This is a genomic window from Alpinimonas psychrophila (assembly GCF_014137865.1).
GTDB classification, from domain to species: domain Bacteria; phylum Actinomycetota; class Actinomycetes; order Actinomycetales; family Microbacteriaceae; genus Alpinimonas; species Alpinimonas psychrophila.
In genome coordinates, this window is the sequence record NZ_JACGWU010000002.1 from 171,655 (window position 1) to 183,662 (window position 12,008).

Below are 12,008 nucleotides of genomic sequence, written 5' to 3' on the forward strand. Positions count from 1 at the left end.
ACGCTCCACTGACAAGAACTATTCCCGCTCTAGTCGCCCAGTTGCTTGCGGGAGGAGATGGCGCGGTCGGACTCACGCTTGTCTTGACGCTCTCGCAGAGTCTGACGCTTGTCATACTCTTTCTTGCCCTTCGCCAGTGCCAACTCAACCTTGGCCTTGCCATCGGAGAAGTAGAGCTGCAAAGGGACAAGCGTCAAGCCGCCCTCTTTAACCTTGCTGTGTAACTTAAGGATCTCTTGTTTGTGCATCAAAAGTTTGCGCTTGCGCCGGGGAGCGTGGTTGTTCCACGTGCCCTGGTGATACTCCGGAATGTGGACCGCGTCTAGCCAGGCTTCGCCGTTCTCGATGAAGGCGTAACCATCAACCAACGAAGCGCGGCCTTCGCGCAAGGACTTGACTTCAGTTCCCCACAACGAGAGCCCAGCCTCGAACGTCTCAATGATGAGATAGTCGTGGCGGGCCTTGCGGTTGGTGGCAACAACCTTCTTACCAAGCTCTTTTGGCATCGCACACCTCCCTCAGAATTCGTTGGCGCGAACTATCAGTTTAGGCGAGCACGTTGACCGCAAAACCTCCGAGCCTCCAGACTCGTATCAGCCCACCTAGATCTTGAGGTAGCGAGTGATGGCGAAGTTAGCCGAGACGGCGGCCAAGATCGACCCTACGACGACGAGGATCGGCAGCACGATCAGCGCATCCCCAACCCCGACAAATGACGTCAGCGGGATATTTACGGCCAGGTACCCCTGCACGAAGAAGTGCACGATCCCCACCATGGCACCGCCGGCAAGCAGAGATCCCACAAAGGCCGCGAAGACACCCTCCAAAATGAAAGGTGTTTGGATGAAGCCGTTCGAGGCTCCCACCAGTCTCATGATGCCGAGTTCTCGCCGCCTCGAGAACGCCGATAAGCGAATCGTTGTCGCAATGAGCAAGACGGCAGCGATGAGCATGAGGGATGCGACACCGATGGCTGTGTAACTAGCCGCGTTCAAGATGGAGAAAATCTGATCAAGATAGCTGCGCTGATCGGTGACTGATTCCACCCCCTTTTCGGCCGAGAGAGCCTCCACCAACACGTCTGACTGGGACGGATCTTTTAGGTTGACCCAATAGGTCTCGTTCAGTTGATCTGGGGTGACATACTCCGCAACCGGGTTGCTGGCGAATTGCTTCTGAAAGTTGGCGAACGCTTCGTCATGGTTTTCAAAGAAGTACTTGTCAATGAAGGGCGACAGAATCGGGGAGGCCAAAGCGGCATCTATGGCGGCGACCTGATCTGGGGTTGCCGCGCCATTCGCGCAATTCTCGCCAAATGACACATCCGTGCAGAGGTAGACAGCGACCTGAGCCTTGTCATACCAATAGTTTTTCATTTGGCCGATCTGCATTTGGAGCAAGATCGCCGTACCGACGAACGTCAGCGAGATGAAGGTCACCAAAACTACGGAAACAACCATGGAAGCATTTCGGCGAAGGCCGTTGGCAACCTCCGACCAGATCAGGGCAAACCTCACGAGACAGGCCCCACGTTCTGATCAGTATCAGGATTCTCTTTTGCCCGGGTCTGAGCCTGAATGCGCAATCTCTCCGTGATGGGGACGTCCGCATTCGGCTCTGCCGGTAAGCGTTGAATCGGCTTGGAGTCATTCATGCCAAAGAGTTGATCGAGAGAACCGAGGTCGTCGGCATCATCGGCGTCGGCGAAGACGTCTGGGAGCTCGGGAACGGCATCCATCGTTATCTCATCGGTTTCGTCAAACACAGGCTTGGGTGCGACGAGATCCGTTGTCTCGATAATGCTGGGCTGTTCGGCGGCCGTCACGACACGCGGCGGCCCTTGTCGCACGGGCGGCTTCGCCACGCCGGAGTAGGTCGCTCCGACTAAACCATCTGGCATCTCCGAACTCGCTGCGGCTTGCGCTCGAGCGGCGGCAGCAGCCGCAGAAATAGCCGCACTCGTGGGACCCGAAAGCGTGGTCTGCCCTGTCACAGGGTTAAGCCCACCGACGACGGGAAGAGCGGCTGTCTGCCCATAACCGGCCTCGCGTTCGTCACGCACAATCTGGCCGGCGACAAGTTCGATCACGCGCTTTTGCATGCGGTCCACAAAGTCTGCCGCGTGGGTGGCCATGACGATGGTGGTTCCGGATGCGTTGATGCGCTCCAGCAGTGCCATGATTCCGGCACTCGTGGCGGGGTCAAGGTTTCCAGTGGGCTCATCGGCGAGGAGCAATGCTGGCTTGTTCACGATGGCGCGAGCAATGGCAACGCGCTGCTGTTCACCGCCAGAGAGTTCGTGGGGGTAGCGGGCGGCCTTTCCTGCCAACCCCACCATTTTCAAGACATCGGGCACGGCCTCCTGAATGAAGCCCCGCGACTTGCCGATAACCTGCAGCGTAAAAGCCACGTTGTCGAAGACCGTCTTGTTCGGCAGCAGGCGGAAGTCCTGAAACACGACTCCGAGGTTGCGCCGAAAGAAGGGTACTTTGCGGCTCGAGATCGTTCCCAGGTCTTGCCCGAGAACATGGATCGAGCCGATGTTGGGGCGGTCTTCTTTGATCATCAAGCGCAGGCACGAGGATTTTCCCGAACCCGAGGCACCGACGAGAAAGACAAACTCGCCACGGAGGATTTCGAAGTCGACCCCGTTGAGAGCGGGGCGTGACGTGCCCGCGTATTTCTTAGTGACGTTAGTAAAACGAATCATGACTCTGCGAGCTTAAGCGGGGCTGTCAATGTTGATGGGCAGCGACTCGCTTTATTTAGCGGGTTGTTTGCGCCACTTGATGCCGGCGGCGATGAACCCGTCCAAATCTCCGTCAAATACGTTCGAAGGATTATTGACTTCATAGTCCGTTCTGAGGTCTTTCACCATTTGATAGGGAGCCATGACGTAGCTGCGCATCTGGTCCCCCCAGCTGGCCGTGATGACACCGGCGAGCTCCTTCTTCTTGGCACTTTCGGCTTCGCGCTGCAAGAGGAGAAGCCGCGATGTGAGCACGCGCATGGCTGCTGCGCGGTTTTGAATCTGGCTCTTCTCGTTCTGGCAGCTCACGACCGTTCCTGTGGGAAGGTGCGTGATGCGAACGGCGGAGTCCGTGGTGTTGACCGACTGGCCACCGGGGCCACTGGAACGAAACACATCCACGCGAATGTCATTCTCGGGAATCTCAATCGCTTCGGTTTCCTCCATGAGGGGCACAACCTCGACGGCGGCGAAGCTCGTTTGGCGCTTCCCAGCCGAGTTGAAGGGGCTCATGCGCACGAGACGGTGGGTTCCCGCCTCGACGCTGAGGGTGCCAAAAGCGTAGGGCGCATCCACCTCGAATGTTGCCGACTTGATGCCGGCCTCTTCGGCGTAGCTGGTATCCAGAACGCTCACCTTGAAACCGTGCTTCTCCGCCCACCGCAGGTACATGCGCAAAAGCATTTCGGCGAAGTCTGCGGCATCGACACCGCCGGCACCGGATCGAATGGTCACCACAGCCGGGCGAGCGTCATACTCGCCATTCAACAGGGTCTGAATTTCGAGGTCGCCCAGAATTTTGGTGATGCTCGCCAGTTCGGCTTCGGCTTCTTTGCCCGAGGCCTCGTCCCCGGCTTCATTGGCCATCTCAACCAAAACTTCGAGGTCATCGAGGCGACTTTCGATGCTGACGACTTGTTTGAGTTCCGCCTGACGGTGACTCAGCGCACTGGTAACCTTCTGAGCGTTGTCGGGGTCATCCCACAAATCTTGGGCCTCGGCCAGCTCATTCAACCGCGAAATTTCGGCGGTGAGCTTCGTGACGTCAATAACGGCGCGGATATCAGCAAATGTCGAGCGGAGTGCCCGAATCTGCTCGGTGAGATCTAATTCAAGCATGATGATGTCAGCTTATCGAGCGAACAGGTTCGAGGGCGGCGTAGGCTGGCACTGCCATGACAGACCCCTCACGCCCGTTCTCGTTGCGTTCGGCGATTCTTCCGGTCTACTTACCCACCCTGCTTTTCGCGGCAGGCGAGTCCGCCATCATCCCGGTCATTCCGGTCATTGCTGGAAGCGTTGGAGCCACTCTGGCCATCGCCGGTTTGGTGGCTGCCATGCTCACGGTGGGAATCGTCATGGGCGATATCCCGAGCGGCTGGATTGTGTCGCGCATCGGTGAGCGCAACGCCATGCTGTGGGCATCTCTGCTGGCCCTGATTGCGGTCCTCGTGTGTCTCACGGCCCCCAACCCGGCCGTCTTGGGGCTTGGCATTCTGCTGATCGGTTTAGCCACGGCAGTTTTTGCTCTCGCCCGGCATGCTTTTCTCACCAGCTACGTGCCCCTGCCATACCGGGCTCGGGCGCTCTCCACGTTGGGCGGCATGTTTCGCGCCGGCAGCGTGGTTGGTCCTCTTCTGAGCGCCGCCTTGATTGCCTGGACAGGATCCGCTCACTCAGCCTTTTGGCTCACCGTCATCTTTACGCTCGCCACGACGGCCACTCTGATCTTCCTTCCCGATCCCGAGGCAACTTTTGGATCGGTACGCCGGGTCGAAACTCGAAGGGGATACGCGCAGACACCGGGGGAAGTCGAAGCCGACGAGGAGACGCAGGGGCTCTGGCGCATCATTTTTGAGAGCCGCCACGTTCTGCTGCGGCTGGGCTCCGCGGCCGCCATTGTGGGCGCTCTCAGGGCTGGTCGCACCGTCATTTTGCCGCTGTGGGCTTTGAGTATTGGGATCCGCGACTCGGATACGGCGCTCATCATCGGCATCGCGAGTGCCCTCGACTTTGCCCTCTTCTTTACCAGCGGTCAGATCATGGACCGCTGGGGGCGCCTGTGGTCGGGGGTGCCCTCCATGCTCACCATGGGCACAGCGCTCGTGGTTCTCTCGTTTACCCACGACTTCGGCTCCGCGGTGCCCTGGTTTATCGCTGTCGCCTTTGCTCTTGCGATTGGCAACGGTGTCGGCTCGGGCATCCTGCTCACCCTGGGCTCGGATCTGGCCCCCGAATCGAACCCTGCGCCTTTCTTGGGGGCGTTCCGGTTTACGACGGATACCGGTGCCGCCCTTGCCCCGCTCGGCGTTGCCGCTGTGACCGCCTACGCGTCGCTCTCGCTGGCCACCGGACTCGTCGGAGGGCTCGGTTTCATCGGCGCCTTCCTTCTGCTGCGGTACGTGCCGCGCTTCCTGCCGCACATCAAGTAATCCAAGCTTCCCCCGTGTAGCTCCCCACCTGGCCGTTGCATGCCCGGCCACTCCTGCCCCGGCCGCCGCGCCTGGCGACGGGACCTTCGAAAATGGGCGAAAATGAAGCACGTGACTAATTCAGAGTGGGACTCCCGCGTTCTTGCCGCCCAGCCCGGGGCACACTTCATGCAAAGCGAAGCCTGGGCCGCTCTTAAAGCCGGTAGCGCTTGGACCCCTAGCCGTCTGGAGATCGATATTTCTTCGGCCGGCGAAACGTTCCCCGTGCAGGCCTTCTCCCGCAAGGTCACCACGCTCGGAATTCCACTCGGAACTCTGCGCCACCTGCCGCGCGTCACTGGAATAACTCCCGCCCACGTTGCCGGGCTCACCGCTGCCGCCGAAGCCAGTCCCGCCGGCACCCTGGCCATGAAGCTCGAGTTCTTCCAGCCGGTCGACACGGATCTCGTGACCTCGTTCACCGATGCCGGGTGGGTGGCGTGCAAAGCATCCCAGTATCGTCACGCCGTTGTGGTCGACACGAGCGGCACCGAAGACACCCTTCTCGCGGGCTTCAAGAAGCGTGCCCGCTACGAAGTGCGTCTCGCCGAACGCTCGGGGGTCACCGTGGAGGCTGCCGAACCCACCGAGGCCAACATGGCGCGCCTCCTCACCCTCCTGCACGAGACCGCCGACCGCACCGGGGCATTCTTTAGAAATGACGAGTACCTGCTGAAATCTTGGCGGGAGTTTGCTTCGCGAGGTCAAGGGTTCGTCTACCTCGCCGAACACGAGGGCGACCTCGTTGCCGGGGCCTTCGTGATGACCTTTGGCACTGTCGGTTGGTACAAAGATGGTGGCTCCACGCGCGAAAAAGACAAGCTCGGCGGCGCTCGCTACCTGCAGTTCTGCATCATGCGCGATCTGCAGTCCCGGGGTATCACCTCCTACGACCTCGGCGTGATTCCCCCACCGGCCGAGGCGGAGAACAGCGCCATGAAGGGGCTGTTCACGTTCAAGACGAGCTTCTCAGATGAGACCACGACGTTCATGCCGGCTTTGCAATATGGCATCGGCCGTGGCAACGCGCTCTGGCAAAAGTACGAAGGCAAGTACCTCGGCGCTTACTCTCGCCTCAAGCACGACTACTGGTACTAGTTCATGGCAAGAAAAGACTGAATCTTTTAGGCAATAAGTCATTTCAGATTATCAAGAAATGCCAAGTCAGATCCAGAGGTGAACGCAGAGCCTATAGATACCGCGCCACAGCCCGACGCCAAAAAATCGGCTGCATTGTCGGCATCGATACCGCCGGTGGCGACAAACTTAACCGAAGGGAATGGACCATGTTGTGCTCTAACCCACCCCGTTCCTAACTGAGCTGCAGGGAACGCCTTCAACCAACGAAATCCGCCTCTTACTGCATGAGAAATCTCAGTTGCAGTGGCCACACCAGGAAGATGGGGAATGTCAAGTCGCGCCGATTCTCTTGCAACGTCGTCAGCGAAACCGGGGGCAACAGTGAACATAGCCCCCAACTGCTTAACTTCGCGCAGTTGCTCCAACGTTGTCACCGTACCTGCGCCAACGATACGTCCAGAGCTTCTTGCTTCCGCGATTGCTGCTCGGAGCGAGGGGATGGCCACCTCCGACTGCACCGGGATTTCAACCAGATCTATTCCAAGGGCCCATACGGTCCGGCATAACTCAACCGTACGAGCGGGGGACTGCCCGCGGAAGATTGCCATGATTGGACGTTCTTCGAAATGCTTCGAAAAAAACTCAGTGCTTTCCATACTCATCTCCTCGCCATCCGAATTCTCGCGAGATTGTCAAGGCGCTTAGACGAAACTCGGGGATTCTTGCTCTCAATACCTCAAGGGGTGCGACGACTTTTAGCGCGGTCAATGAGACTCCCATGGAGACTTTGCCTCGAGCATCATAAATCGGAAGTGCAACACAATTGATGTAGTCTTCCTTCTCGCCGTTGTCCTCGGCCCAGCCACGCGAGCGTACTTGCGAGAGTTCTTGCCTCAAAGCCTCTGCTGTCACTATCGTCGTCGAGCTGTATCGCTGAAATGTGGCGGCGGTAATAGCTTTCTCGCGAACTGCCTCATCGGCAAAAGCTAATACAACTTTGGCAACACTGGCCGAATGGGTCTCTGCACGAAGGCCGATTCGCGACCCCATCATCATCGTGGCGCCATCTACCTTGTCCACATAAACGACTTCGTCGCCGGTCAGCTGAGCTAAATGAACTGTGTGACCACTTTCTTCAGATAACCTCTGAACGTGCGGATGCGCTATTGTGCGAGCATCTATCTGATCGATGGCAAGCTGTCCAAGCGCGATGATGCCAAAGCCGGTGACATACGCTCCATTCGATAATTGGCGTGCGAACCCCTGCAAGCTAAGGGTCTGCAACAAACGTAACGCGGTTGACTTGTGCACATCGAGGTGTGCGGCAACTTCCGTGAGACTCCTAGGCGACGTCGAGATAAAGCGGAGAATGTCCAGGGCGCGGACCACAGTTTGCGACATAGACTCACCAATCTCTTGTGTGACGTATTGCCCGGCCTTGCTGAAACCTATCGCCTAGGAGATTAGCGGAAAAAACGTCACTATCCGACCGTTGTGGTGCATCGGTGGTCGACGCAAGGACTCGAGACGCCGCAAGATGTCCAAGGCTTAAGCGCTCCACAGCGTTTGACCCTCTTAGCATCCCGCTCAACCAGCCGGCAGCAAATGCGTCACCCGCTCCAACGGGATCGAGTATCTTGACTCTTTTTGCCGGCACGCGGGCCACCTCGTCAGGAGAAAACGACACAGCTTCGATTCCACCGTCTTTAACGACGAGCGTAGATGGCTTATCGATAACTTCGCGGACTTCCTCCGCGCTCGACACACCCCAGAGTGCAGAGGCTTCGTCCAAACCTACAAAAACAACATCACTCGCCTGAGCGAGTTCCAAGAGTTCGAAGGCAGGGTCCCTGTCCCCCCACAACGCTGGGCGATGATTGACATCGAAGCTAACAAGAGCCTCTCCCAGAACTCTGTTGAAAATGAACTCATTAAGAAGTTCGCGGCAGCTCACGGAGATAGCAGCAGTGATGCCGCTGAGATGGATCGCGCGTGGCGTTGTCCCGTGCAATTCGCTAAACGAACCCGGTCCCATAGTGGACGCCGCACTACCAGCCCGGTAATAGTAAACCGACGTTCCTTCAGGGTGAGGATCCTTAAAATAAACACCTGTCGGAAAATCTGAGGTTCTTATCACAGCTGAAATATCAACTGAGGCGGCTCTTAATTCCGAACAGATTATGGCTCCAAAAGGATCCGCCCCTAGATACCCAGCCCAGGCGACATCGTGTCCCAAAGCCGCAAGGATCAATGCCACATTTGACTCGGCTCCCCCCGGGCGAAGAATGTACTGTGAATCCCCGTCCAAGTGACCTCCTGAAATCGGCGTCACCATCACCATAGTTTCCCCGATGCAGAGCACTTCAAAAGTTCTCACGTTCTAAGCTCCAGATCGTTCGGACAAAATCGAATAAATTGCAACATATGCAATATAGTTGCAGAATATGCAAGAGGATGCAATGCTACCACCGAGACAAACCACATCTACCCCTAGTTCCAAAGGGACGGGTTATTTCCGATGGCACCTCTAGGGCTTTCGTCACACCGCAAATAACAACTAAGGAGATCGATGATGATCAGCTCAACTTCCCGTCGCATGATGGCGGTCGCCGCAGCATTTGCAATAACAACAGCAGGGCTAAGTGCATGTAGCACTAGCGCTGACGCAGATGCTAAATCTGCGACCGAAGGTGGAACCCTAGTATTTTCCAACTGGCAGTGGCTAGAGCCGGGAAGGGGGGAAGTCATGTGGGAAGCGGTGAATGGGTATGTCACGGACAACCCAAAGGCCGAATTGGTCAAATCAGAGACTGCGTTTGCTCAGTACGCAGACAAGCTCAACACCCAGTTGGGCGCAGGATCAGGCCCAGACGTCTTTGTTATCGGAGACAGCCAGTTCGTCACTCTCGCTGAGGCCGGTTTGTTGGAGCCTTTGAACAGTTCGGTGAGTGGTGTAAAGCTAAACGCATCCAACGATTCCATGGTGTTGGAGGGGGATCAACTTGGCGTTACCTGGGATCAGGTCAGTTATGCATTGCTCGGGAACAAGATAGTTATGGAACAAGCAGGATTGACCCAAATGCCAACTACTGTGGATGAGCTTATTGCGGCGAGTAAAGCAATTGAAGCAAACGGCGCAGATGGATTTGCAGTGCGCCACCAGATGAACGACTTCGGCGGCTGGTATTTCGATTTCCAGGCTTGGCCCTATGGACAAGGTGGCGCTTGGTCTGACGGCGAGAAGCTGACAATTGACTCCCCCGCAAATGTCAAAGGAGTCTCTGAGTTCAAGAGAGTGATGGAGGCAGGCATAGTGCCAATCGGCGACGACGCTTCCACATTCCGTACAAAATTTAAGGAAAACCAACTTGGCTTCACCATTGACAACAGTGGAGCGGCTGCTTCCTTCGCATCCGGGGGTAAATTGACGGGTGCTGATATTCTTTCGGCACCGCTACCGTTTCCCTTTTCTGGCCAAAATGAACATCTCATTCTTGCAGTGAACGCTAATAGTAAGAACAAAGAGCTAGCAAAGAACTTTGTGTCATGGGTTGTGAGCGAGAGTGGGCAGTCGGCACTTCGACCATCTATGGGCGCTAGCACGATGGCGACCAATATTCCGCTTGAACAAGAGTTTGAAACTGCTAATCCGTGGGCTGCGACTTACCTTGAGAATGGCAGCAAGTCCCGAAGCGTGCTAATCCCTGGATTCGAAACAGAAACTGTTCCGATCATGCGCATCATCATGCAGGCCGTTGAGAGGGTCATAGCAGAGGGCCAGGATCCTCAGGCCGCGCTCAGTCAAGCTCAGCAAGAAGCCGAGGCGGCAAACTAGCAATCCACACTAAAAGGTGCCCGAGGGTGAAGCCGAACAGCTCCCCCTCGGGCTTCTATTGAAAGGTGCGTTCTATGCCAGTTTTAGTTGAAGATGAAAAAGACGTTGTGCACAATTCCAAATCTTCCCCACGAAAAAACCGACTTAAAAGTCATTCAAGAGGATTTAGCCGATGGGCCGGATACTTATTTATTGCACCAGCGATCATATACCTGGCTATTTTTCTTCTTGTCCCTTTTGCGCGAGGGATTCAGTTGAGCTTTACCGACTCCGTCTTAGTCAATCCATCCGGTGGCAGTTTCGTCGGGATCGAAAATTACGCGAACCTTGTCACCAGCGCTCGATTTTGGAACTCTCTTGGAGCAACCCTCACGTACACTGCAACAACCGTATTTTTTTCTATGTTTGTTGGAACCACAACGGCAATTCTCGTCAATCGGAAGTTTCGGGGCCGCACGATTGTAAGGGCTATTCTTACCTTCCCATACGCCATGCCGTCGGTCGCCGTCACCCTGGTCTTCATCTGGATTTACAATCAATCCGGTGGAATTCTCAATCGAACGACCGGGGCTCTTGGCCTGGGAGAGGTCGGCTGGCTAACTGATCCTTCTTTCGGGATGTTTTCAGTCGTTGCGACAACGGTGTGGAAGGTCTTTCCTTTTGTAATGTTGGTAATGCTTGCTGCGCTCCAATCTGTACCTGAGGAGCTCTTCGAGGCCGCTCGAGTGGATGGCGCGGATTCATTAAGCACTTTTAGGTCTATTGTCCTGCCACACCTGATGCCGACAATCAGAGTTGTCGCCCTCCTGATGACTATTTGGTCAATTAGAAGGTTCGAAATCATTTTCCTACTGACAGGTGGAGGTCCAGTAGAAAAAACGAACACTCTGGTAATCAATATCTACCAACGAGCCTTCAGCGAACAGCAACTTGGCGCGGCTGCCGCGATTGCTGTTTTGGGTCTCATCCTCTCCCTTGCCGTCACGGTGGTCTTCTTCCTGGCAGAACGTCGTGAGAACGTGAAAGAAGGAACCTCATGAAAACTCGCAGAGTAGCCGTTCGCGCTCTCACCTTCACTTCGCTTTCAATAACTTTGGTGTTCGCGGCTTTCCCCGTTTACTGGATGATCAACACGATGCTCGCCACGGATTCAGAGCTTTACCAATCCGGGCAATCGTTCTGGGCTCATCTCGAAAGATTCGGCACAATTCCTTTTCTTCTAAATGATGTGCCAATATTTAAATGGCTCACGAACTCTTCAATCATCGCGTTCGGTTCGACATTCCTCAGCCTGCTTCTGGCGTTGTTAGGCGCATACGCTCTCAGCCGGTTTAGATTCCACGGGAAGGGTCTTGCTGGATTCCTGCTCTTCTCGACGCAAATGCTTCCCGAGGCATTTCTAGTAGTGCCCCTCTTTGCGTTGTTTGGAAGTCTCGGCTTGCTGAATGGCCTCTTAGGTCTCGTCATCGCAAATACGACTTTCACAATGCCAGTTGCTCTTTTCATTATGAAAAGTGCAATCGACAAGATTCCTTATGAAATCGAAGAGTCGGCGCGGATAGACGGCTGTCCTCGTTATGGGCAACTATCAATGATTGTGCTTCCTTTAATCCTCCCGAGCGTTGCGGCAGCGGCCGTCATTTCATTCTTTGACGGCTGGAATGAATTCCTCTTCGCAAATACCTTCATATCCGATTCCGAAATATGGCCGGCGTCGGTTGGGCTTGCTTCTTTCATCGGGCAGTATTCGACTCCACTCGGAAGCGTCATGACTGCGGCCTTTTTGTTCACGCTTCCTGCCGTCATATTTTTCTTGATAGTTCAAAGACAAATCGTCAGCGGCCTCACCGCAGGCGCCGTGAAAGGATAGTCA

The 12,008-nt window shown here is 55.9% G+C and carries 12 protein-coding genes; 5 read left to right on the top strand and 7 right to left on the bottom strand.

The features are described from left to right. Positions 1-29: 29 nt before the first annotated feature. The 4 genes from smpB to prfB all read right to left on the bottom strand — a co-directional run bounded on the left by smpB (position 30) and on the right by prfB (position 3,868). Entirely contained in the window at positions 30-506 is a 477-nt protein-coding gene (gene smpB / locus FB555_RS05455) for an SsrA-binding protein SmpB (protein ID WP_182484449.1), read from the bottom strand. Between the two features lie 96 nt (positions 507-602). Beyond that, on the bottom strand, positions 603-1,517 hold the full coding sequence (gene ftsX, locus FB555_RS05460; RefSeq protein ID WP_182484450.1) for a permease-like cell division protein FtsX: 915 nt from the start codon (positions 1,515-1,517) through the stop codon (positions 603-605). Then, on the bottom strand, positions 1,514-2,710 hold the full coding sequence (ftsE, locus tag FB555_RS05465) for a cell division ATP-binding protein FtsE (RefSeq protein WP_182484451.1): 1,197 nt from the start codon (positions 2,708-2,710) through the stop codon (positions 1,514-1,516). Before ftsE ends, ftsX begins: the two co-directional genes overlap by 4 nt. Positions 2,711-2,761: 51 nt before the next feature. Continuing rightward, entirely contained in the window at positions 2,762-3,868 is a 1,107-nt protein-coding gene (gene prfB, locus FB555_RS05470) for a peptide chain release factor 2 (RefSeq protein ID WP_182484452.1), read from the bottom strand. A gap of 56 nt (positions 3,869-3,924) precedes the next feature. Here prfB and FB555_RS05475 point away from each other — a divergent pair, with 56 nt between their 5' ends. Together FB555_RS05475 and FB555_RS05480 are read left to right on the top strand one after the other, a co-directional pair. Further along, the gene (locus FB555_RS05475; protein ID WP_182484453.1) at positions 3,925-5,181 is read left to right on the top strand and encodes an MFS transporter; all 1,257 of its coding nucleotides are present in this window, start codon (positions 3,925-3,927) and stop codon (positions 5,179-5,181) included. Between the two features lie 111 nt (positions 5,182-5,292). Further along, entirely contained in the window at positions 5,293-6,318 is a 1,026-nt protein-coding gene (locus FB555_RS05480) for a peptidoglycan bridge formation glycyltransferase FemA/FemB family protein (protein ID WP_182484454.1), read from the top strand. Between the two features lie 38 nt (positions 6,319-6,356). On the opposite strand, the gene FB555_RS05485 is transcribed toward FB555_RS05480, so the two are convergent. From FB555_RS05485 to FB555_RS05495, 3 genes are read right to left on the bottom strand one after another with little or no spacing between them, the layout of a single operon-like run. Continuing rightward, on the bottom strand, positions 6,357-6,956 hold the full coding sequence (locus FB555_RS05485) for a bifunctional 4-hydroxy-2-oxoglutarate aldolase/2-dehydro-3-deoxy-phosphogluconate aldolase (protein WP_182484455.1): 600 nt from the start codon (positions 6,954-6,956) through the stop codon (positions 6,357-6,359). Continuing rightward, entirely contained in the window at positions 6,943-7,701 is a 759-nt protein-coding gene (locus tag FB555_RS05490) for an IclR family transcriptional regulator (protein ID WP_182484456.1), read from the bottom strand. The genes FB555_RS05485 and FB555_RS05490 overlap by 14 nt, the downstream gene beginning before the upstream one ends. Before the next feature lie 4 nt (positions 7,702-7,705). Beyond that, positions 7,706-8,677 carry a sugar kinase gene (locus tag FB555_RS05495; protein ID WP_220475846.1) on the bottom strand — a complete coding sequence of 324 codons (972 nt, stop codon included), beginning with the start codon at positions 8,675-8,677 and terminating at the stop codon, positions 7,706-7,708. 192 nt (positions 8,678-8,869) lie between these two features. Between FB555_RS05495 and FB555_RS05500 the strand changes: the two genes are divergently transcribed. The 3 genes from FB555_RS05500 to FB555_RS05510 all read left to right on the top strand — a co-directional run bounded on the left by FB555_RS05500 (position 8,870) and on the right by FB555_RS05510 (position 12,005). Next, the gene (locus FB555_RS05500; RefSeq protein WP_182484457.1) at positions 8,870-10,135 is read left to right on the top strand and encodes an ABC transporter substrate-binding protein; all 1,266 of its coding nucleotides are present in this window, start codon (positions 8,870-8,872) and stop codon (positions 10,133-10,135) included. Between the two features lie 74 nt (positions 10,136-10,209). Continuing rightward, on the top strand, positions 10,210-11,175 hold the full coding sequence (locus FB555_RS05505; RefSeq protein WP_182484458.1) for a carbohydrate ABC transporter permease: 966 nt from the start codon (positions 10,210-10,212) through the stop codon (positions 11,173-11,175). Beyond that, complete coding sequence (locus FB555_RS05510) at positions 11,172-12,005, top strand: carbohydrate ABC transporter permease (RefSeq protein WP_182484459.1); 834 nt, start codon at positions 11,172-11,174, stop codon at positions 12,003-12,005. The genes FB555_RS05505 and FB555_RS05510 overlap by 4 nt, the downstream gene beginning before the upstream one ends. The last annotated feature ends 3 nt before the right edge of the window (positions 12,006-12,008 follow it).

What these genes read in the sequence shown, in the direction of transcription:
- FB555_RS05500 (WP_182484457.1), top strand. Translation starts at nt 8,870, where the DNA reads ATGATGATCAGCTCAACTTCCCGTCGCATGATGGCGGTCGCCGCAGCA.
- FB555_RS05490 (WP_182484456.1), bottom strand. Translation starts at nt 7,701, where the DNA reads ATGTCGCAAACTGTGGTCCGCGCCCTGGACATTCTCCGCTTTATCTCG.
- ftsE (WP_182484451.1), bottom strand. Translation starts at nt 2,710, where the DNA reads ATGATTCGTTTTACTAACGTCACTAAGAAATACGCGGGCACGTCACGC.
- smpB (WP_182484449.1), bottom strand. Translation starts at nt 506, where the DNA reads ATGCCAAAAGAGCTTGGTAAGAAGGTTGTTGCCACCAACCGCAAGGCC.
- FB555_RS05475 (WP_182484453.1), top strand. Translation starts at nt 3,925, where the DNA reads ATGACAGACCCCTCACGCCCGTTCTCGTTGCGTTCGGCGATTCTTCCG.
- FB555_RS05485 (WP_182484455.1), bottom strand. Translation starts at nt 6,956, where the DNA reads ATGGAAAGCACTGAGTTTTTTTCGAAGCATTTCGAAGAACGTCCAATC.
- prfB (WP_182484452.1), bottom strand. Translation starts at nt 3,868, where the DNA reads ATGCTTGAATTAGATCTCACCGAGCAGATTCGGGCACTCCGCTCGACA.
- FB555_RS05510 (WP_182484459.1), top strand. Translation starts at nt 11,172, where the DNA reads ATGAAAACTCGCAGAGTAGCCGTTCGCGCTCTCACCTTCACTTCGCTT.
- FB555_RS05505 (WP_182484458.1), top strand. Translation starts at nt 10,210, where the DNA reads ATGCCAGTTTTAGTTGAAGATGAAAAAGACGTTGTGCACAATTCCAAA.